Source organism: Pseudomonas sp. DD1 (assembly GCF_044510355.1).
GTDB classification, from domain to species: Bacteria; Pseudomonadota; Gammaproteobacteria; order Pseudomonadales; family Pseudomonadaceae; genus Aquipseudomonas; species Aquipseudomonas shahriarae.
Genome location: NZ_MSAJ01000011.1, coordinates 584,773 through 604,342 on the forward strand (window position 1 = coordinate 584,773; position 19,570 = coordinate 604,342).

Sequence of the window (19,570 nt, forward strand, 5' to 3'; positions counted from 1 at the left end):
TTTGGCATGGCCCGCGCTATGCGGCGGGCAGGATCAGGAAGGGAACAGCTTGCTCAGGCAGCTGAGTTTTTTCTTATAGGATCGTCGTGCTTCCAGCGCCTCTTCGAGGGTCACCGCAACAAAGCGGGCTTTCTGGTTGGGTTGCATCTGGCCGATCAAATCGAGGTCGGCGCTAATCACTGTGCCAATCATCGCGTAGCCACCACCGGACACCGCATCACGGTGCAACACAATGGGTTCAAGCCCGGCGGGCACCTGGATCGAGCCGATCGGGTAGCAACTGTCGACGATGTTCGACGGATCGGAACCGGCGCCGAATGGCTGCTCGCGGGGCTGAAAGCTCAGCGCGCTGCCACCCTTGAAGCGATAGCCGATGCGGTCCGCTTCCGAACCGACCGTCCACGGTTCGGCGAAAAAGCTCTGCGCCGCCGACTCGGTCAAACGGTGGTAGTACAAACCGGGCACTACCCGCAGGGTGATTTCGCCCCCCAATGCTTGCCGTAACGCCATGGGCAAACTGGCCCCGGCGAGCCCCTTGCCACTGGCGATACCGACCGGCAATTCGTCCCCCGCGATCAGGCGTCGCCCCTGAAAACCGCCGAGCGCACCGAGCGCATAGGTGGATCGACTGCCGAGCACCACCGGCACATCAATGCCGCCGGCCACCGCCACATAAGTGCGGGCACCGGCCTTGGGAAAGTCAAAGCGCAGCACTTGCCCGGCCTTCACCGTGAACGCGGTGTCGTGGTGCATTTCCACGCCATCGACCCGTGGCGTCATGTGCGCGCCACTGACCGCCACCAGTGCATCCTGCTGAAACTCCAACTCAGGGCCCAGTAAGGTGCACTCCAGCGCCGCCGCTCCTGCGGGGTTGCCGACCAATTGATTGGCCACGCTCAAGGCGTATTGATCAAGCGCGCCGGACGGCGGAATACCCAAGTGGTAATACCCTTCGCGGCCAAGGTCCTGCACAGAAGTGGCGAGGCCGGGTTTGAGGACCTTGATCATGCCAATACCTCCTGCAGCGACTTGGGATAGCCGACAGGATCGGCAAGGAACGCGTCCAGCGAAAACTCGACCGGTCGAATCCGCAGCTCGAAGCAACCGGCTTCCACTTCGGCGACCGCGTGGTCGTAGGCTTCGCGGTCCATCGGTTTGAACTGCACAATGTCGCCTGGACGGAAAAACACCATGTGTTCTTTCAGGTACGCAAGGTTCTGTTGCGGGTCGTAGATCGGCGCGGGCGTAACGCCAAACATCTGATAGCCGCCGGCGCCGCGCACCGAATAAATGCATCCAAAGCACCCCCCGTGGCCAAGGGTCAATTTTGGCGTGTCGGTGCGCGGGCGCAGGTATTTAGGCACTTGCAACTGGCGCTCACGCTCAACCATCTGGAACATGAACGGCAACCCGGCAACGAAGCCCACCATCGAGACAAACCACGGTGCGCCACTGTGGGCCGCGATGAATGCATCGACGTCGGCCAGGCCGTTGATGCGTGCGGCGTATTCCAGGTCCGTGGCGCTCGGATCTTGATGGCGGTCGCGAAAACGCATCAGGGTTTCGTGGGTCCAGGGATCGTTATAGAGCACGGGGATCTCGATGATCCGCGTCTGCAACGTGCGCTCCGCGACGGCCCCGGCCTCGGCGATTTGTACCGCTTCGAGCAAGGAGTGAGGGGCGATGCGATCCGGGTCGAAACGAATCTGGAATGATGCGTTAGCCAGGCAGATATCGAGCACACCATCCAGAGCCAACCGTTCCACGGCGCGGGTGATGGCCAGTCCTTTGAAGAAGGCGTCCAAGGACATGCTGTCACTGACTTCGGCAAACAAATGTTCATCAGCGCCAAAGCTGTAGCGGACGGGAGTACTCATGATTCGCCTCCATTGCCGCGCTCGGCCAACCAGGTTTCCAGCGTGCCCGTGTGAAAGTCGGCGTTGTGCAACCAGGGTTGTTCCAGCAATTCGCCGTGCAACGCCAAGGTGTTGGCCATGCCGGTAAGCGTGGTGTTTGCCACCGCGACTCGCGCTCGGCCTAGGGCTTCAGCGCGATCCGCGCCGTGAACAATCAGTTTGGCCAGCAGCGAGTCGTAGTACGGCGGCACGCGATAGCCTGGATACAGATGCGTATCGACGCGAATGCCCTCGCCGTTCGGCCAGATCAGCTCCTCGACCAGGCCTGGACTCGGGAAGAAATCCCGCGCCGGGTCTTCAGCGTTCAGGCGCATTTGCAAGGCGGCGCCGTTGAGTCGGATGTCGCTCTGCTTGAAGCCGAGCGGCTCGCCGCCCGCGATGCGTAACATGGCCTGGACCAAGTCGATGCCGGTGATCAGTTCACTGACCGGGTGCTCCACTTGAATCCGCGTGTTCATCTCGATAAAGAAGAACTCCCCAGTGGCGTCGTCATACAGGTACTCCAGAGTACCGGCGCCCTTGTAGCCCAAAGATTCGGTCAGACGCACGGCGCTTTCGCAGAGGGTCTCTCGTTGCTGCTGGCTGAGGGCTGGCGACGGCGCCTCCTCAAAGATTTTCTGCCGGCGCCGTTGCAACGAGCATTCGCGCTCGAACAAATGCACGGCGTGATGACCGTCGCCCAGTACCTGCACTTCAATATGCCGGGCCTTACTGATAAACCGCTCCAGGTACACCGCTCCATTGCCAAACGCCGCTTGGGCTTCGCGCTGGGAACGGGGGAACTCTTCACTCAATTGCTCGGCATTTTCCGCCAGCCGAATACCGCGCCCGCCGCCACCGGCCGAAGCTTTGATCAGCAGCAGGAAACCAACGGATTCGGCAGCCTTGAGCGCCGATTCAACGTCGAACAGTTCACCCGGCGAACCCGGCACCACCGGTACGCCAGCGGCTTGCGCCGTGCGCCGAGCCTCAGCTTTATCGCCCATGCGCCGGATCGTCTCCGCGCTCGGGCCGACGAAAATGGCACCGGCAGACACGACTGCTTCGGCGAAATCGGCGTTCTCCGACAGAAAACCATAACCGGGATGCACTGCGTTGGCGCCCGTGGATTTCAAGGCACCGAGCAAGGCTTCTACGTTCAGGTAACTTTTGTCAGCACGGGCCGGGCCGAGAATGTGCACTTCATCGGCCATGCGCGCCGCCTGGGAGTCGACGTCCGCCTCGCTGCACGCCGCCACGGTGGGAATCCCGAGCGCCTTGGCGGCACGAATAATCCGCACCGCGATCTCGCCACGGTTGGCGATCAGTAATTTATGAATACCTTGGGTCATGATCGCGCCCTCACTCGACGTCGAGTGTTGCGATGACTTGACCCGGCTCCACCGGATCACCGTCTTCTACCACGAATGCGCTGAGACGACCGGCCGTCCCGGCGGTCAGTTCGGAGAACTGCTTCATGACCTCGATCAGGCCAATCACCGTATCGGCGCTGACCTGAGCGCCCACTTCGACGTAGTTCGCCGATTCCGGAGTCGCTTTGCGGTAGAAGGACCCCGGCAACGGGGTGATTACACTGTGTTCGGCCATGTCTGTTCCTCTTGGAATAGTTGTAGAAAGGCAGGCAAAAAAGTACCTGGGTGGGCAAACCCAGACGTGTGTGTGCCAAGTATTTTTATTCGGTCTCAGCGCGGTGATCGGACCTCTATACACGCGTCATCGAGGGCACGACGGGTTGCTTCGACCAACGCCAGGGCGCCCGGCGTATCGCTGTGCAAACAGATGGAATCGAATTCAATCGCCAGGTCCTCGCCCTCGACGGTGCGCACCACGCCCAGTTGGCAAGCACGCAGCACTCGCTCGGCGACCTGGATCGGGTCGTAAGCCCGCACGTTGCGGGTGAAGACAATGGAGCCGCTGAGGTCGTATTCGCGGTCGGCGTAGAACTCGCGAATCACTGGTTGGCCAAGGTCCGTGGCAATCCGCCAGATCACGGAACCGGGCATGCAATACAGCAGCAACTCCGGCTCCAGACGCTGGAGGTTCTCCACCAGCAAAAGCGCAGCCTCTTCGTCCCGGGCCAGGTGCATGTAGAGCGCGCCGTGGGGCTTGATGTGTTGCAAGGCTACACCCTGAACCCTGGCTAGCTCACGCAAGGCGCCTAACTGATAGAGCATGTCATCGACCAGTTCCTGGGCCGGCGCATTGATGTGCCGACGGCCAAAACCAACCAGGTCGCGAAACCCCGGATGCGCGCCGATAGCCACACCCAAACGCTTGGCATGCTCGACGGTACGTCGCATGGTACTGGGGTCGCCAGCATGAAAACCGGTGGCGATGTTGGCCGAACTGATAAAGCCCATCAGCTCATTGTCGACGCCATCGCCGATGGTCCAAGGGCCAAACCCTTCGCCCATGTCCGAGTTGAAATCTACTGCCTGCATGACGCTTGCTCCCAACGCTTGTGACTTCTTGCAGGCCACGTTAGATTCCTCCTCTCCCCCTTGGGAAGATCTATTATCAGATAGGCTGTCTTCTGAAAAACAGATACGCGCTCACCAGGAGAGCCTATGTCACTGACCCTGCGCCAGATTCGCTATTTCGTCGCCACCGCCGAGATCGGGCAAATTTCTCAAGCGGCGATTCAGTTAAATATTTCCCAATCGGCCGTGACCACGGCGATCAAGGAGCTGGAAGGCATCCTCGGTACACTGTTGTTCCAGCGCTCGGCCCAGGGCATGAGCCTGACCGATGCCGGGCGGCACTTTTTGAATCGGGCCTACGTGATTCTGCGCAGCGTCGATGATGCGCTGAACAGCCCGTTGCCGGACATCCGCGCCAGTGGTGTATTGCGCTTGGCGGCAAGCTACACGGTGATCGGCTACTTCTTGCCGCACCACCTGCAACGACTTGAGCACTGGCATCCGGACGTGGCCATCGAAGTGCACGAACAAGAACGCACGGCCATCGAGCAGGGTCTGTTGGAAGGTCGATTCGACATGGCAGTGGTGCTCACCGCGAACCTGACCCACCCGGACATCGTCTCGGAGACGCTCTTCAACTCCGAGCGCCGGCTATGGCTGCCCAGCGGCCATGCCCTTTGCGAGCGCTCGGCCGTGAGCCTCGCCGATGTGGCGCAAGAGCCCTACATTCTCCTGACCGTCGACGAAGCCGAACAAAGTGCAATGCGTTACTGGGAACTCGCAAACTTTCAGCCGGACGTCAAAGTGCGCACCAGTTCCGTCGAGGCGGTGCGCAGCATGGTAGCCAATGGTAACGGCGTTGCGATCCTCTCAGACCTGGTACACCGCCCCTGGTCGCTGGAAGGAAAGCGCATTGAAACCCTGACCATCTCCGATCAGGTGACCCCCATGAGCGTCGGCCTGGCGTGGCATCGCGAACGCGAATTCAGCTCGGCGATGCACGCATTTCGAAATTATTTCCACCACACATTTTTAACGCCCCAACAGCATTTCGCCCGACGCTGAAAACTTGCGACCCTATCGTTGGGCATCCGTTTGATCACTAGGTACTCAAGGGAGAACGCTGTGGACTTAAGGATAGAGATAAATGAAGCGCCTCAAGAGGTCGACTACCAAGAAATTTTGGCTCCGTTACGCGAATATAACCAAGCAAAAACGGGGCTCATCAGCACTGAAAAACTTGCGATTTTAATCAAGGATGACCTGGGAGCCACGCAAGGTGGGCTCTACGCAAACATTTCTGGGCAGTGGTTATTCGTTGATTTGCTGGTCGTACCTGAAGCTGCCCGAGGGCAGGGATTGGGCACGAAGTTGATAAACATGGCGCAAGAGCTGGCACGTAAAAAAGGCTGCCAAGGTATCTGGCTGGATACATTCTCTTTCCAAGCCCCGGACTTTTACCTGCGACTCGGCTTCAGCATATTTGGAGAGCTTAAGGATTACCCAGTCGTTGGATACAACCGGTTTTTTATGCAGAAGCGATTTGACCTCAACGACAACCCGAGTCACATCGAACCTTGAGGCGATGAAAGCAAGAACCTAAGCAAGGTGTGCTACCCGCACGCTTACCAACAAGCTTCAATCAATGCGGCATGCCCGGCCAGAATGTCGTGGGCGGTGCTGGCCAACCCGCCCCTGTTGCTTTCCTCAGGCAAAACGCTCCCACTCAGGGCCATCTGTGCGCTGAGTAAGCCCCCTCTCATTCATAATTACCATCCGCCTTCGTTCAAGCGATCTCAATCCAGAACAGTAAACCCATGTGTCCGAACTCAAGGGCTCAATGGATCGTCGACCACGCCGGGATGACGATGCATAACAAACGCGTGCGCTTCTCTTCCACGGTGGATCCGTTCAACTTGCCGGGCGTGAATAAATCATAGGAAAGCAAACCAATTCGCCCAAGGGTTGAGGCAAACAGATCTGATGATACTCGATGAATAAGGGCATCCATCCTGCAGCCAGAACGGGGGCGGCCTGTGATTTCACTCGATCTTCGCACCGGATGGTGCTGGATTTCAGTGATTCCCGCCGCAACGAAAAAAGGACCCGAAGGTCCTTATTTCAATCACTTGCAGAATTCAGTGGAGCTCTGCAGTGCTATGTTTGGAGCGGGAAACGAGACTCGAACTCGCGACCCCGACCTTGGCAAGGTCGTGCTCTACCAACTGAGCTATTCCCGCGTCTTGGTGATGCGCATTCTATAGAATCCTCACCACCCGTCAACCCCTTGATTCAAAAAAGTTTTATTTCTTTTCCACGGTCGTGCGCAGATGGGGCCAGGCAGCGCGCAGGTATTGCAGCATGGACCACAGGGTCAGGCCGGCGGCGATCAGTAGCAAGGCATAACCCAGCAGCACCCAGAAGGTGAAGTTCGACGGGTTGGCCAGCAGGATGACCAGCGCCAGCATCTGCGCAGCGGTTTTCCATTTGCCCATGTTGGACACGGCCACGTGGGCGCGTGCGCCGATTTCGGCCATCCATTCGCGCAAGGCGGAGACGACGATCTCGCGACCGATGATCACGGCGGCCGGCAGGGTCAGCCACAGGTTGCCGTGCTCCTGCACGAGCAGCACCAGCGCCACCGCAACCATCAGCTTGTCGGCCACGGGGTCGAGGAACGCGCCAAACGGCGTGCTTTGCTCCAGGCGTCTTGCCAGGTAGCCGTCCAGCCAGTCGGTCGCGGCCGCGAAGGCAAAGACCGAACTGGAGGCCATGTAGCTCCAATCATAAGGCAGGTAAAACAGCAAAATGAAAATCGGAATGAGCAGGACGCGTAGAACGGTGATCAGATTAGGGATATTCATCGGCACAACTGGCTACGAGGTGAGAAGGCATTCTACTCGCTGTGTAGGTTTGCATAAATCAACTCAGCGAGCTTTTTACTGATTCCGGGGGCTTTGGCTATTTCTTCAATGCTGGCACGGGACAATTCCTGCAATCCACCAAAATGTTTCAACAGTTCGCGTCGCCGCTTTGGCCCTACCCCCGCCACCCCTTCCAGGGTGGAGGTACGCCGGGTTTTACCACGTCGGGCGCGGTGACCGGTAATGGCAAAACGGTGGGCTTCGTCGCGAATCTGCTGAATCAGGTGCAATGCCGGTGAATCGCCCTTCAAAGTGAACTCATGGGCCGCATCATTCAAGTACAACGTTTCGAAACCGGCCTTGCGCGTCGTGCCCTTGGCCACGCCGAGCAGGATCAGGTCGGGCACCGCCAGCTCGTTGAGCACGTCACGGGCCATGGATAACTGGCCCTTGCCGCCGTCCACCAGCAGGATATCCGGCAGTTTGCCCTCGCCGTCCTTCAATTTGCTGAAGCGCCGGGTCAGGGCCTGGTGCATGGCCGCATAGTCATCGCCTGGGGTGACGCCTTCGATGTTATAGCGTCGATAATCGGACTTGATCGGCCCTTCCGGACCAAAGACCACGCAGGACGCCACGGTCGCCTCACCGCTGGAATGGCTGATGTCGTAGCACTCCAGGCGTTGCGGTGGCTCGTCAAGCTTGAGCACGTCGGCCAGCGCTTCAAAGCGTGCGGCAACATGCTGGCGGTTGGCCAGGCGCGCGTTCAGGGCCTGTTCGGCGTTGGTCACCGCCAGTTGCTGCCAGCGCGCACGGGTGCCGCGAACGCGGTGGCTGATGTCCAGCTCGCGGCCGCGCAGGGCGTGAATGGCGTCAATCAATGCGGGGAAGTCTTCGTGAACCACGTTGACGATCAGTTCGCCCGGCAAGTCGCGCTCGGGGCTGCTGACGTAGTACTGGCCGAGAAACGCGGCCATGACCTCGGCCACTTCCTCCTCGATCCCGGTCTGGGGAAAGAAGTTCTTGCTGCCCAGCACCCGGCCGCCACGCACGCTGATCAGGTGCACACAAGCCCCGCCCGGATTGACGAAGGCCGCAATCACGTCGACATCACCGGTACCGCCTTCCATGCTCTGCTGGTCCTGCACCCGTCGCAACAGGGACACCTGGTCACGCAGTTCGGCGGCCCGCTCGAAGTCCAGGGTACTGGCTGCCTGCTCCATGGCGCCGGACAGTTCGTCGGCCAGGGCGTTGCTGCGCCCTTCGAGGAACATCACCGAGTGACGTACGTCTTCGGCATATTCCTGAGGCTCGACCAGCCCGACGCAGGGCGCCTTGCAACGCTTGATCTGGTATTGCAGGCACGGGCGGGTGCGGTTCTTGTAGAAGCTGTCTTCGCACTGGCGCACGAAGAAGGTCTTTTGCAGCAGGCTCAGGCTCTCGCGGATCGCCCCGGCGCTGGGGTAAGGGCCAAAATACTTGCCCTTGTGCTTCTTCGCCCCGCGATGGATGCTCAGGCGCGGAAAGTCACCGTCCGACAGAAACACATACGGGTAGGACTTATCGTCACGCAGCAGAATATTGTAGGGCGGCCGCCATTCCTTGATCAGCGTCTGCTCAAGCAGCAGCGCCTCGGTTTCATTGGCCGTGATGGTGGTTTCGACCTGGGCGATACGCCCCACCAGAGCGGCCGTCTTCGGCGCCAGGCCGGTTTTGCGGAAGTAGCTGGCCAGGCGCTTCTTGAGGTTCTTGGCCTTGCCCACGTACAGCAGGCGCGCCTCGCTGTCGAACATGCGATACACGCCAGGCCGGCCGCTGCAGGTCGCAAGAAATGCACTCGGATCAAACACGGTGTTTATTTCAGAGGCTTGCATTTCAGGCGCTGGCGTCCACCATGCCGTGGCGAACCGCGAGCAAGGTCAGTTCAACATCACTGCTGATGGATAGCTTCTCGAAAATTCGATAACGGTAGGTGTTCACGGTTTTTGGCGACAGGCAAAGCTTGTCGGAAATCGACTGAACCTTCTGGCAGCCGACGATCATCAGGGCGATCTGAATCTCGCGCTCGGACAAGGCATCAAACGGCGAGTCGCTGACTGGCTGAAACGACTTGATCGCCAATTGCTGGGCAATCTGCGGACTGATATAGCGCTGGCCGGCAAATACCAGGCGGATAGCCTGGACCATTTCCGCGAGCCCTGCGCCTTTTGTCAGATAACCTGCTGCGCCAGCTTGCAGAAGCCGGGTAGGAAAAGGGTCTTCTTCGCAGACCGTAACAACCACGACCTTGATGTCCGGATGACTGCGCAACAGTTTGCAGGTCGCACCAAGACCACCAATCCCCGGCATCTTGACGTCCATCAAGACCACATCGGGTTTCAATTCACGCGCTTTGATCAGGGATTCCTCCCCCGACTCGGCCTGACCGACTACTTGCAGGCCATCGATGTCAGCCAGCATTCGTGTAATGCCTGTACGAACGAGATCATGGTCATCGACTACTAGCACCCTAATCAAGCAGACACCTCGCGAAATGGTCTTATAGGTTGCTGAACACCTTAGCAAAAAACCAAGGCACAGACCTAGCTGAACGCGTCATATATATAGAGTTTCAATACACTACGAACGCCTGCCGAACGGCAGGCGGGGGTGTTTCCTGGGCAAAAGGTCAGGATTCCTTGAGGATCGACCGGGGTTTTCCACTCGCCACTGAGGAATGCTCTGCCAAGGTGTTGGTCAGTCTACGGATTGCATCCTGGTCCTCTTTAAACATCGCACGGTAGTTACCCAAGACCTTTTCTTCGATCTGGCTCAGGTTGTCCAAGTGGACAGGCGTCGGGCTACCTGTCAAAACAAACAGAATATCGACACCTTTCTCTGCCACGCGGGATAGGTAATCGGCCTTCGGCGCGCGCCCACCGCTTTCGTATTTTCCCTGTGCGTTAGCCTCCACACCTCCTATTTCACCAAAAACCTTTTGCGACAAGCCAAGCCGCTCTCTTTCTTGCCTTAAGCGCGAACCTATTCCACTCATTTGGATGTAATATCCTTTATGGCACACCCCAAGAGGTGACGACGTCATCTCGTTTTGCACAAACTTGAACGGTTTTGAACTATGCCCGGAATCCGTACTGCTGCACAAGCCAAAGCCTGGCTGGAACATCAAGGCAAATCGGTTCAGGCATTCGCCAGGGAACATGGCGTGGACCCGGCGACCACCTATCAAGTGCTCGCTGGGCGCAAAAAGGGGCGGCGTGGAGAAGCCCATAAGGTGGCGGTCCTTCTGGGCATGAAAGAGGGGATCATCCTTAACGAGGCGCAAAGCCTGTGCAATGATCAGGAGATCGGCTCCTAAAGAGCAGTATGCACCGATTCAAGTTGAGCGCGAGGTTTACCGGGACGACTGCGCTGACAGACAAACAGACTCCATCCGCCAGAAACAGCCCTCCTCACCGACAATACTCAGGCCCTGGCGCTGATACAGCCTTTTGGCCGGATTGGTCTTGAACACCGTCAATCGCAAATAAGCCCGGCTTTCGGCCCGAGCCTTGGCGAACATCTGCTCCAGCACCCAACTGCCCGCGCCCTGGCGGCGAAAATCCTCGAGCATGTGCAGCTCGCGAATATACAGCGCGTTGTCATCCCGGCTCAGACTGACGAACCCCACCAACTTGTCCTCTTGGCAAATCAACCAGTTTTCCCGCCCGGCCCAGGCGGTGTCGAAGCCTTTGTCGGACCATGTCAGATCGTACTGCCGATAGTAATGGCCCATAGCCTGATGCGTCAGGCTGCGTGCAAAGGCCAAGTGCTGATCCGATGCGGCCTTGAGGGTGAATGCCATCGCGGCGTGCTCCATTGCGTTACAGCATGACCTGCCAACCACTCCAGTTGCCGGCCTCCCTGCGGGCTATTACCAAGGCGTCGCCCACCCCCGGCACAGCCGCAATCAACTCGCCATCAGGCCCCCAGATAGCGCTGCGCCCGGCACACGCCCAGCCACCGGACGGCCCGCCATGATTGGCCATCAGCACCACCATCGAGTGTTCGCTGGCGTACCCCTGAAGCAACGCACTATCTGCGGCGTAACCGCCCTCGCTGATCAATACACCCGCTGCATAGACTGTAGCCCCAAGCGCCGCCGCATCACGCGGATGGCTGGCGTGGGAAAAGTCAGCGCAAACCGCCAGGGCAATCCGGTCCTCGCCCCACACCAACGCCTTGCCACCCGAGCCCGGCACAAATGCCGCGTCTTCACCGGGGTGCAGATGCTGCTTGCTGTACACCGCCAATGAGCCATCCGCCGCCAACACCAGCGCTCCAATCAACACCCCGCTGCTCGACGCCAAGCGAATCGGCATGCCCACCACCACCGTCATCTGCAGCTCACGCGCCAGCTCTCGCAGGGGCGCAAGCACCGTATCGTCCGGCGCAATCGCCAGCTCCTGCGCCAGCGCGGGCTCGTAACCGGTCAGGGACAACTCCGCAAACACCAGCAGTTGTACGCCGTGCTCGGCGGCCGCAACCATCAACGCCAGGTGACGCTGGATATTGGCCGCCAGGTCGCCAGCAATCGAACAGGTCTGGGCACTGGCAATAATCAAAGCGGTCATGCTCGCATCCTGGCAATCATTGGGACTATCCATCCAGCATATCGGGACTTGCGCCATAGCGCTAAGTCGCTCATCGCGATAGAAATTACTGATTGAATCCAGCGGCATCCCTCAGTTAAGCTCCACCCCATCATTTGGAGAAACACCATGTTGCCACTCACCCTCACCCAGGCCTGCCCTACTGCCAACGCCCAGCGTTCGGTCGTGGCTACCCGCGTGAACGGTTTGAGCGCACTGGTCAGCTTTTATTTTGGGTATTGGTTTAGCCACTGGCGCGCCTGATACCTGAAATCGGCGCCCACTACTCAAGGGGTCGCCTGCCAGAGAAATCTAACCCCCGGTCGGCTCCCCGACCGGGGGTTTTGTTTTTCCAGCCCTGAACAATTTTTGCTACACACCGAACTTAAAGGAAATCACACCATGAACTTCACCACTTATTACCGTTACGACACCTGCACCGCCTGGCGATTTAGCAAGCTCCGTTCGGGACAGCCTGCCGCCTCCGATCGGTCACCTATTGGTGGCAAGCCAACACACGCAGCCAATACGGCCAATTGTCGAACACCCCAGTAGGGCAGAGCGCGCGGGAACAGCCCGCCGCTTGCCCAGGAAGCACAAATCATGAACTCCTCTATCACCGCACTGCCCGTTACCACCCTGTCCAGCGCCAATGAAGCGCTGACCCAGCGTTTGCCCAGCGCCCTTGAGCTCAAGCACCAATTGCCCCTGAGCCCGTTCCTGACCGAGCAAGTCAACGCTCATCGCCAGGCCATCCGCGCGATTCTCAATGGTCAAGACTCCCGCCTGCTCGTCATCGTCGGTCCCTGCTCGATCCATGATCCCGAATCCGCCATGGAATACGCGCGCAATCTGAAGAAGCTGGCCAATGACGTCAGTGACCAGATGCTGCTGGTGATCCGCGCCTACGTCGAAAAACCGCGCACCACCATCGGCTGGAAAGGCCTGGCCTACGACCCGCACCTGGATGGCAGCGATGACATGGCCGCCGGCCTCACACTGTCGCGGGAACTGATGCGCGAAATGCTGCGCCTGGGCCTGCCGGTCGCCACCGAACTGTTGCAACCGATGGCCGCCGGCTACTTCGACGATGTGCTCAGTTGGGTGGCCATTGGCGCCCGCACCACCGAATCGCAGATCCACCGGGAAATGGCCAGCGGCCTGGGCATGCCCGTCGGCTTCAAGAACGGTACCGACGGCGGCGTAGCCATCGCCTGTGACGCCATGCGTTCGGCGGCCCACCCGCACCGCCACTTCGGCGTCGACAGCCAGGGCCATCCGGCGATCATCCAGACCCCGGGCAACGCCGACACCCACCTGGTGTTGCGCGGCGGCCACCGTGGCCCGAACTACGATCGCCAGAGCGTGGCCCAGATCAAGACCGACCTGACCAAAAGCAAAGTGGCCACGCGGATCATGGTCGATTGCAGCCACGCCAACAGCGGCAAGGACCCGATGCGCCAACCGGCGGTATTCAATGACGTGCTGGCGCAACGCTTGCAGGGCGACACCTCGCTGATCGGCATGATGCTGGAGAGTCATTTGTTCGAAGGCTGCCAGCCGCTCAGCCCGTCGATGCGCTACGGCGTCTCGGTGACCGACGGCTGCCTGGGTTGGGACGGGACTGAGCAGTTGCTGCGTGAAGCAGCCGCACGTCTGCGCGATCGAGCCTGATGTAAATCAGTGGAACTTTGCCGGGAAATAACCGCCTGAATCCGGTACGCTCACCTTTTTTATTCAAGGAGTTACCCACCATGGCCAAAGCCACCGCCCGTCACATCCTGGTTGCCACCGAAGACAAGTGCAACGAACTGAAAGCCCAGATCGAAGGCGGCGCTGATTTCGCAGTAGTCGCCAAAGCCAACTCCAGCTGCCCATCGAGCCGCGACGGCGGCAACCTGGGTTCGTTCGGTCCTGGCCAGATGGTCAAGGAATTCGACGCGGTCGTATTCAGCGCACCGGTCAATACCGTGCAAGGCCCAGTGAAAACCCAGTTCGGTTATCACTTGCTGGAAGTGACCAGCCGCCAGGACTGATCCACGTCTGCGCAGCACTCAACGGCCCGCCTTTTGGTGGGCCGTTGTGTTTGCGGGGTCGCCAGGTGACTGGCGACCCGCGCACGGTTAGGGTACAAGTCCCCTTCCTTCTTCACCCGGTGCTCAAGGCTGATAATGCGACTGGATTTCCTCACGTTCGTTGGCTCTACCCTGGCCCTGCTGCTGGCGAGTACCGCCTCGTTCGCAGCCCCGCAACATGCATTGACCGTCTACGGCGAGCCTGCCAAGTACCCTGCCGGCTTCAGCCATTTTGACTATGTAAACCCCGACGCCCCCAAGGGCGGCAGCCTCAAGCGCTCGGCCCTCGAGGTCGGCCGCTTCGACCATGTGCTGCCGTATATCGACAAAGGCATCGGCGTCAGCCAGTTGGACGGCTGGGTGTATTCGCCCCTGGCCTACCGCTCACTGGATGAGCCCTATACCGTCTACGGCCTGGTCGCGCAAAAGATGGAGCGCGCCGAGGACGGCCTGTACCTGCGGTTTTTCCTCAACCCCAAGGCACGTTTTGCCGACGGCAAGCCGATCACCGCAGAAGATGTGCGCTACAGCTTCAACCTGCTGATGACCCAGGGCAGCCTGCGCTTTCGCACACTGTTTGCCGACGTCAAGCACGTCGAGGTCGAAGGCCCGCTGCAAGTGCGCTTTGACTTCGCCAGCAATGAAAACCGCACCCTGCCCCTGGATCTCGCGACCCTGCCGGTGTTCCCCGAGCATTGGTGGAAGAGCCGCGACTTTGCCAATGGTGGCGGCTATGAAGCGCCCCTGGGCAGCGGCCCGTACAAGGTCAGCAAAATCAATGCCGGCAGTACCATCACCTTCCAGCGCGATCCCGACTGGTGGGGCAAGGACTTGCCCGTCAGCCGCGGCCTGTACAACTTCGACCGCCTGAGCCTGGAGTACTTCGGCGATACCGAAGTCGCGCGCCAGGTCCTGCGCGGCGGTGCCTACGACTTCAATCGCGAGTTCTCCGCCACCGGCTATTCCATCGGCTACAACGGCCCGGCCCTGGACGATGGCCGCCTGCAACGCGCGCACCTGGCCAAACACGCCCCACAAACGGCCCAGGGCTATGTGTTCAATGTGCAAAAACCGATGTTCCAGGACCGCCGCGTGCGCCAGGCCCTGGCCATGCTCTGGGATTTCGAGTGGGCCAACCGGCAGATGATGCGCAATCTGTATATCCGCCAGCAAAGCTACTTTTCCAACAGCCCGCTGGCCGCCACTCAATTGCCCGACGCCCAGGAGCTGGCGATTCTCGAACCCCTGCGCGGGCAGATCCCCGACGAAGTCTTTACCCAGGTGTTCAAGGCGCCGACCACCGACGGCAGCGGCATGATCCGCGACAAGCAGCTACAAGCCCTGGCCCTGCTGGAAGACGCCGGCTGGACGCCCAAGGGCGACAAACTGGTGAATGCCGCCGGCGAGCCCCTGGAGTTCACCTTCCTCAATGTGCAAAACGGCCTGGAACGCCTGCTGCTGCCCTATAAACGCAACCTGGCGCAGATCGGCATCACCCTCAACATCCGGCGCATCGACTCGTCCCAGTACGTCAACCGCCTGATGACCCGGGACTACGACATGATCGTCACCGGCTTCCCGGTCACCACCTCGCCGGGTATGGAGCTGTACAACTACTTCGGTTCGTCTTCGGCGTTCGACCCGGGCAGCAACAACTACATCGTCCTGCAAAACCCGGCGGTCGATACCCTGGTCACCGGCCTGGTACGCGCCACCACCCAGGCACAGATGCTCAGCTACGCCCATGCCCTGGACCGGGTGCTGCAATGGAATTACTACTGGATCCCCAATTACTACCCGCCCGGCACCTCGGCCGCGTGGTGGAACCGCTTCGGTCGCCCGGCCATCGAGGCCAGCAACGACGAGGCACTGGAATCGTGGTGGGAAGTCAGCCCCACGCCACTGACCAATGAGCAGATGAAAGCCGAACTGAGCAAGCTGCGAGGTGCCCACTGATGTTTGCCTATATCGTGCGGCGCCTGCTGCTGATCATCCCGACCCTGGTGATTATCCTGCTGGTGAACTTTGTGATCGTCCAGGCCGCGCCCGGCGGGCCGGTGGAGCAAGCCATCGCCCACTTGCAGGGGATTGGCGGCGGGGGCGTCGGCGGCTCGGCCGGCGACGGCGTCAGCAGTGGCTCCCGCGCCAGTCGCGGCCTTGACCCCAAGCTGATCAAGGACATCGAAAAACAATACGGCTTCGACAAATCCGCCCCCGAACGCCTGTGGCTGATGCTCAAGAACTATGCCCAGCTGGATTTCGGCAACAGCTTCTTTCGCGGCGCCACGGTGATCGACCTGATCCTGGAAAAGTTGCCGGTGACCCTTTCCCTCGGCCTCTGGGCAACCCTGATCACCTACCTGGTGTCGATCCCCCTGGGAATCCGCAAGGCGGTGCGCCACGGCAGCAGTTTCGATGTATGGAGCAGCACCGCCATCGTCATTGGCTACGCGATGCCGGCCTTCCTGTTTGCGATGTTTTTGATCGTGGTCTTTGCCGGCGGCAGTACCTTGAACTGGTTCCCGGTGCGCGGCCTGGTGTCGGAGAACTTCGAGCAACTGAGCACCCTGGGCAAGATCGCCGATTACTTCTGGCACCTGGTGCTGCCGGTCAGCGCCCTGGTGATCGGTGGATTCGCCACCTTGACCATCCTCACCAAAAACTCGTTCCTCAATGAAATCACGCGTCAGTACGTGGTCACGGCACGCGCCAAAGGCCTGAGCGAACGGCGTGTGCTCTACGGCCATGTGTTTCGCAACGCCATGCTGTTGGTGATCTCCGGGATCCCCCAGGCGTTTATCAGTGTGTTCTTCGCCGGCTCGCTGCTGATCGAGGTGATCTTCTCCCTCGACGGTCTGGGCCGCATGAGCTACGAAGCGGCGGTGTCGCGGGACTATCCGGTGGTGTTTGGTTCGCTGTTTATCTTCACCCTGTTTGGCCTGCTGATAAAACTGATCGGCGACCTCTGCTACACCCTGGTGGACCCGCGTATCGACTTCGCCGCGAGGAACGCCTGATGCTCAATCTGTCTCCCGTGGCCCGTCGCCGCTTCGAACGCTTCAAGCAAAACCGCCGGGGCTGGTGGTCGCTGTGGCTGTTTATCGGCCTGTTTATCCTGACCCTGGGCGGCGAGTTGATCGCCAACGACAAACCCCTGGTGCTCAGCTATCAGGACCAGTTGTATTTCCCGGTGTTCAAGCGCTACACCGAGCAGCAGTTCGGCGGGCAACTGCCATTCCAGGCCGACTACCGCAGTGACTACGTGCAGCAACTGATCAAGCAAGACGGCGGCTGGATGCTGTTCCCGCCGATCCCCTTCAGCGACGACACGCCCAACTACGAGCTGACCCGCCCGGCCCCCAGCCCGCCGTCCACGGTGAACTGGCTGGGCACCGACGACCAGTCCCGCGATGTGCTGGCGCGGGTGATCTTCGGCGCGCGAGTGTCGATCCTGTTCGCCCTCGGCCTGACCCTGATCAGCGCCGTCATCGGCATTGCCGCCGGCGCCTTGCAGGGCTATTACGGTGGCTGGGTCGACCTGCTCGGCCAGCGCATCCTTGAAGTGTGGTCGGGGCTGCCGGTCCTGTACCTGCTGATCATCCTCTCGGGGTTTGTCGAGCCGAACTTCTGGTGGCTGCTGGGGATCATGGCGCTGTTTTCCTGGCTGGCCCTGGTGGATGTGGTGCGTGCCGAGTTCCTGCGCGGGCGCAACCTGGAGTACGTGAAAGCCGCACGCGCCCTGGGCCTGGGCGACGCCAAGATCATTCGCCGGCACATCCTGCCGAACGCGATGACCGCCACCCTGAGCTATCTGCCTTTTATCCTGACCGGGGCGATTTCCACCCTCAGCGCCCTGGACTTTCTCGGCTTCGGCATGCCGGCGGGCAGCGCGTCCCTCGGTGAGTTGATCGCCCAGGGCAAGCAGAACCTGCAAGCACCGTGGCTCGGGCTCACGGCCTTTTTCACCCTGGCGCTGATTCTGTCGCTGCTGGTATTTATCGGCGAGGCGCTGCGTGACGCCTTCGACCCACGATCATGAAGGGCGATGCATCCATGACTGACAACCTGATCGAGATCCGCGACCTGTGCGTCGCCTTCAGCGGCCAGACCGTGGTGCGCAACCTGAGCCTGGATGTGCGCCCCGGCGAGTGCCTGGCACTGGTGGGCGAGTCGGGCTCGGGCAAGTCGGTGACCGCCCATTCGATCCTGCAACTGCTGCCCCAGGCCGGCACCGTTACCACAGGGTCGGTGCGCTATCGCGGCCAGGAGCTGATCGGCGCCGAGGCCGGCACCCTGCAAAAGCTGCGCGGCAACCGCATCGCGATGATCTTCCAGGAGCCGATGACCTCCCTCAACCCCTTGCACAGCATCGAAAAGCAGATCGGCGAAACCCTGCTGCTGCACAAAGGCCTGGGCGGCAAGGCGGCGCAGGCACGCATCCTCGAACTGCTGGACCTGGTGGGCATTCGCGCCCCCCAGGAACGCCTCAAGTCCTACCCCCACCAGTTGTCGGGTGGCCAGCGCCAGCGGGTGATGATCGCCATGGCTCTGGCCTGCGAACCGGAACTGCTGATCGCCGATGAGCCGACCACCGCCCTGGATGTGACGGTGCAGCGCAAGATTCTGCTGCTGCTCAAATCCTTGCAGCAACGCCTGGGCATGTCGCTGCTGCTGATCAGCCACGACCTCAACCTGGTGCGCAGCATTGCCCAGCGCGTGTGCGTGATGCAGGCCGGGGAAATTGTCGAGCAGGCCGACTGCCAAACCCTGTTCAATGCCCCGCAACATCCCTACAGCCGCCTGCTGCTGGATGCCGAACCGGTCGGTACCGCGCTGTGCCAGGATCAGCGCGAGACGGTGTTGCAGGTCGCCGGCCTGAGTGTGCGCTTCCCCATCGGTGGCGGGCTGTTCCGGCGCAAGCAGTACCTGCAGGCGGTGGACGGCATCAGCCTGGACCTGCAACGGGGCAAGACCCTGGGAATCGTCGGCGAGTCCGGCTCCGGCAAGTCCACCCTGGGCCAGGCGATCCTGCGTCTGCTCGACTCCAGCGGCAGCATCCGCTTCCAGGGCGAGGCCCTCGACAACCTCAGCCAGAAACAGATGCGCCCGTGGCGCAAGCAGATGCAGGTGGTATTCCAGGACCCCTACGGCAGCCTCAGCCCGCGCATGTCGGTACAGCAGATCATCAGCGAAGGCCTGGAAGTACACGCGCCATGCAGCCCACAGGAGCGTGACGCCCAGGTGATCAAAGTGCTGCAGGATGTGGGGCTCGACCCGGCCAGCCGTCACCGCTACCCCCACGAATTTTCCGGCGGCCAGCGCCAACGCATCGCCATCGCCCGCGCCCTGGTGCTGCGCCCGGCCTTGATGCTGCTGGACGAGCCGACTTCGGCCCTGGACCGCACCGTGCAAAAACAAGTGGTGGCGCTGCTGCGTGAACTGCAGGAAAAATACGCCCTGACCTACCTGTTTATCAGCCATGACCTGGCCGTGGTACGGGCCATGGCCCACGATATGATCGTGATCAAGGATGGCCAGGTGGTTGAGCGCGGGCCATGCGCCGACGTCTTTGCCGCGCCACAGCACCCCTACACTCAAGAGCTGCTTGCTGCCGCGCACGCTCCCCTGTAGGAGCCGGCTCCTACCATTGAACTCATCCTTTATTTTTGG

Annotated in this window: 21 protein-coding genes and 1 tRNA gene; 10 read left to right on the top strand and 12 right to left on the bottom strand. The window is 60.5% G+C overall.

The features are described from left to right. Positions 1-33 precede the first annotated feature (33 nt). From PSFL_RS10445 to PSFL_RS10465, 5 genes are all read right to left on the bottom strand, one after another. Complete coding sequence (locus tag PSFL_RS10445) at positions 34-1,008, bottom strand: biotin-dependent carboxyltransferase family protein (protein WP_057440889.1); 975 nt, start codon at positions 1,006-1,008, stop codon at positions 34-36. Further along, on the bottom strand, positions 1,005-1,877 hold the full coding sequence (locus PSFL_RS10450) for an allophanate hydrolase subunit 1 (protein ID WP_170044190.1): 873 nt from the start codon (positions 1,875-1,877) through the stop codon (positions 1,005-1,007). The genes PSFL_RS10445 and PSFL_RS10450 overlap by 4 nt, the downstream gene beginning before the upstream one ends. Then, positions 1,874-3,247 carry an acetyl-CoA carboxylase biotin carboxylase subunit gene (locus tag PSFL_RS10455; protein WP_397469985.1) on the bottom strand — a complete coding sequence of 458 codons (1,374 nt, stop codon included), beginning with the start codon at positions 3,245-3,247 and terminating at the stop codon, positions 1,874-1,876. The genes PSFL_RS10450 and PSFL_RS10455 overlap by 4 nt, the downstream gene beginning before the upstream one ends. Before the next feature lie 10 nt (positions 3,248-3,257). Next, positions 3,258-3,503: an acetyl-CoA carboxylase gene (locus tag PSFL_RS10460; RefSeq protein WP_397469986.1), complete on the bottom strand. Its 246-nt coding sequence runs from the start codon at positions 3,501-3,503 to the stop codon at positions 3,258-3,260. 95 nt (positions 3,504-3,598) lie between these two features. After that, on the bottom strand, positions 3,599-4,357 hold the full coding sequence (locus PSFL_RS10465) for a 5-oxoprolinase subunit PxpA (RefSeq protein WP_169960879.1): 759 nt from the start codon (positions 4,355-4,357) through the stop codon (positions 3,599-3,601). Positions 4,358-4,483: 126 nt separating this feature from the next. On the opposite strand from PSFL_RS10465, the gene PSFL_RS10470 reads away from it, so the two are divergent. Then, the gene (locus PSFL_RS10470) at positions 4,484-5,401 is read left to right on the top strand and encodes a LysR family transcriptional regulator (protein WP_057440882.1); all 918 of its coding nucleotides are present in this window, start codon (positions 4,484-4,486) and stop codon (positions 5,399-5,401) included. Between the two features lie 60 nt (positions 5,402-5,461). Next, the gene (locus PSFL_RS10475) at positions 5,462-5,917 is read left to right on the top strand and encodes a GNAT family N-acetyltransferase (protein WP_397469987.1); all 456 of its coding nucleotides are present in this window, start codon (positions 5,462-5,464) and stop codon (positions 5,915-5,917) included. Between the two features lie 583 nt (positions 5,918-6,500). Here PSFL_RS10475 and PSFL_RS10480 read toward each other — a convergent pair. From PSFL_RS10480 to PSFL_RS10500, 5 genes are all read right to left on the bottom strand, one after another. Beyond that, positions 6,501-6,576 (bottom strand) — tRNA-Gly (locus PSFL_RS10480). A 63-nt stretch (positions 6,577-6,639) separates the two neighbouring features. Beyond that, positions 6,640-7,200: a CDP-diacylglycerol--glycerol-3-phosphate 3-phosphatidyltransferase gene (gene pgsA / locus PSFL_RS10485; RefSeq protein WP_115128427.1), complete on the bottom strand. Its 561-nt coding sequence runs from the start codon at positions 7,198-7,200 to the stop codon at positions 6,640-6,642. Between the two features lie 32 nt (positions 7,201-7,232). Beyond that, on the bottom strand, positions 7,233-9,056 hold the full coding sequence (gene uvrC / locus PSFL_RS10490) for an excinuclease ABC subunit UvrC (RefSeq protein WP_170044308.1): 1,824 nt from the start codon (positions 9,054-9,056) through the stop codon (positions 7,233-7,235). A 16-nt stretch (positions 9,057-9,072) separates the two neighbouring features. Beyond that, on the bottom strand, positions 9,073-9,714 hold the full coding sequence (gene uvrY, locus PSFL_RS10495; protein WP_029293774.1) for a UvrY/SirA/GacA family response regulator transcription factor: 642 nt from the start codon (positions 9,712-9,714) through the stop codon (positions 9,073-9,075). A 151-nt stretch (positions 9,715-9,865) separates the two neighbouring features. Continuing rightward, positions 9,866-10,231, bottom strand: a complete 366-nt coding sequence (locus tag PSFL_RS10500; RefSeq protein WP_115128428.1) for a helix-turn-helix domain-containing protein — start codon at positions 10,229-10,231, stop codon at positions 9,866-9,868. Positions 10,232-10,312: 81 nt separating this feature from the next. Between PSFL_RS10500 and PSFL_RS10505 the strand changes: the two genes are divergently transcribed. Further along, positions 10,313-10,552: a DNA-binding protein gene (locus PSFL_RS10505; protein ID WP_057440874.1), complete on the top strand. Its 240-nt coding sequence runs from the start codon at positions 10,313-10,315 to the stop codon at positions 10,550-10,552. 36 nt (positions 10,553-10,588) lie between these two features. Here the strand turns inward: PSFL_RS10505 and PSFL_RS10510 are convergent, their stop codons facing one another. Both PSFL_RS10510 and PSFL_RS10515 read right to left on the bottom strand, forming a co-directional pair. Next, positions 10,589-11,038, bottom strand: coding sequence for a GNAT family N-acetyltransferase (locus tag PSFL_RS10510; protein WP_115128429.1), 450 nt, complete (start codon positions 11,036-11,038; stop codon positions 10,589-10,591). Between the two features lie 19 nt (positions 11,039-11,057). Then, positions 11,058-11,807 (bottom strand): carbon-nitrogen hydrolase family protein, encoded by a 750-nt coding sequence (locus PSFL_RS10515; protein WP_115128430.1) that lies wholly within the window; start codon positions 11,805-11,807, stop codon positions 11,058-11,060. A gap of 147 nt (positions 11,808-11,954) precedes the next feature. On the opposite strand from PSFL_RS10515, the gene PSFL_RS10520 reads away from it, so the two are divergent. The 7 genes from PSFL_RS10520 to PSFL_RS10550 all read left to right on the top strand — a co-directional run bounded on the left by PSFL_RS10520 (position 11,955) and on the right by PSFL_RS10550 (position 19,531). Continuing rightward, on the top strand, positions 11,955-12,089 hold the full coding sequence (locus tag PSFL_RS10520; RefSeq protein WP_262383353.1) for a hypothetical protein: 135 nt from the start codon (positions 11,955-11,957) through the stop codon (positions 12,087-12,089). 339 nt (positions 12,090-12,428) lie between these two features. Continuing rightward, on the top strand, positions 12,429-13,499 hold the full coding sequence (locus PSFL_RS10525; protein WP_115128431.1) for a 3-deoxy-7-phosphoheptulonate synthase: 1,071 nt from the start codon (positions 12,429-12,431) through the stop codon (positions 13,497-13,499). An 80-nt stretch (positions 13,500-13,579) separates the two neighbouring features. Continuing rightward, positions 13,580-13,861: a peptidylprolyl isomerase gene (locus tag PSFL_RS10530; protein WP_057440868.1), complete on the top strand. Its 282-nt coding sequence runs from the start codon at positions 13,580-13,582 to the stop codon at positions 13,859-13,861. A 135-nt stretch (positions 13,862-13,996) separates the two neighbouring features. Further along, a complete protein-coding gene (locus PSFL_RS10535; protein WP_169960884.1) occupies positions 13,997-15,856 on the top strand; it encodes an extracellular solute-binding protein in 1,860 nt (619 codons plus the stop codon). Then, a complete protein-coding gene (locus PSFL_RS10540) occupies positions 15,856-16,917 on the top strand; it encodes a microcin C ABC transporter permease YejB (protein ID WP_057440862.1) in 1,062 nt (353 codons plus the stop codon). Before PSFL_RS10535 ends, PSFL_RS10540 begins: the two co-directional genes overlap by 1 nt. After that, a complete protein-coding gene (locus PSFL_RS10545; protein ID WP_057959255.1) occupies positions 16,917-17,939 on the top strand; it encodes an ABC transporter permease in 1,023 nt (340 codons plus the stop codon). The genes PSFL_RS10540 and PSFL_RS10545 overlap by 1 nt, the downstream gene beginning before the upstream one ends. 14 nt (positions 17,940-17,953) lie before the next feature. Beyond that, the gene (locus tag PSFL_RS10550) at positions 17,954-19,531 is read left to right on the top strand and encodes an ABC transporter ATP-binding protein (RefSeq protein ID WP_115129409.1); all 1,578 of its coding nucleotides are present in this window, start codon (positions 17,954-17,956) and stop codon (positions 19,529-19,531) included. Positions 19,532-19,570: the final 39 nt, after the last annotated feature.

Coding starts and splice junctions, on each gene's coding strand:
- PSFL_RS10455 (WP_397469985.1), bottom strand. CDS start 3,247: ATGACCCAAGGTATTCATAAATTACTGATCGCCAACCGTGGCGAGATC.
- PSFL_RS10460 (WP_397469986.1), bottom strand. CDS start 3,503: ATGGCCGAACACAGTGTAATCACCCCGTTGCCGGGGTCCTTCTACCGC.
- PSFL_RS10510 (WP_115128429.1), bottom strand. CDS start 11,038: ATGGCATTCACCCTCAAGGCCGCATCGGATCAGCACTTGGCCTTTGCA.
- PSFL_RS10450 (WP_170044190.1), bottom strand. CDS start 1,877: ATGAGTACTCCCGTCCGCTACAGCTTTGGCGCTGATGAACATTTGTTT.
- PSFL_RS10545 (WP_057959255.1), top strand. CDS start 16,917: ATGCTCAATCTGTCTCCCGTGGCCCGTCGCCGCTTCGAACGCTTCAAG.
- PSFL_RS10550 (WP_115129409.1), top strand. CDS start 17,954: ATGACTGACAACCTGATCGAGATCCGCGACCTGTGCGTCGCCTTCAGC.
- PSFL_RS10515 (WP_115128430.1), bottom strand. CDS start 11,807: ATGACCGCTTTGATTATTGCCAGTGCCCAGACCTGTTCGATTGCTGGC.
- PSFL_RS10530 (WP_057440868.1), top strand. CDS start 13,580: ATGGCCAAAGCCACCGCCCGTCACATCCTGGTTGCCACCGAAGACAAG.
- pgsA (WP_115128427.1), bottom strand. CDS start 7,200: ATGAATATCCCTAATCTGATCACCGTTCTACGCGTCCTGCTCATTCCG.
- PSFL_RS10445 (WP_057440889.1), bottom strand. CDS start 1,008: ATGATCAAGGTCCTCAAACCCGGCCTCGCCACTTCTGTGCAGGACCTT.
- PSFL_RS10535 (WP_169960884.1), top strand. CDS start 13,997: ATGCGACTGGATTTCCTCACGTTCGTTGGCTCTACCCTGGCCCTGCTG.
- PSFL_RS10465 (WP_169960879.1), bottom strand. CDS start 4,357: ATGCAGGCAGTAGATTTCAACTCGGACATGGGCGAAGGGTTTGGCCCT.
- PSFL_RS10470 (WP_057440882.1), top strand. CDS start 4,484: ATGTCACTGACCCTGCGCCAGATTCGCTATTTCGTCGCCACCGCCGAG.
- PSFL_RS10540 (WP_057440862.1), top strand. CDS start 15,856: ATGTTTGCCTATATCGTGCGGCGCCTGCTGCTGATCATCCCGACCCTG.
- PSFL_RS10525 (WP_115128431.1), top strand. CDS start 12,429: ATGAACTCCTCTATCACCGCACTGCCCGTTACCACCCTGTCCAGCGCC.
- PSFL_RS10520 (WP_262383353.1), top strand. CDS start 11,955: ATGTTGCCACTCACCCTCACCCAGGCCTGCCCTACTGCCAACGCCCAG.
- PSFL_RS10505 (WP_057440874.1), top strand. CDS start 10,313: ATGCCCGGAATCCGTACTGCTGCACAAGCCAAAGCCTGGCTGGAACAT.
- PSFL_RS10500 (WP_115128428.1), bottom strand. CDS start 10,231: ATGAGTGGAATAGGTTCGCGCTTAAGGCAAGAAAGAGAGCGGCTTGGC.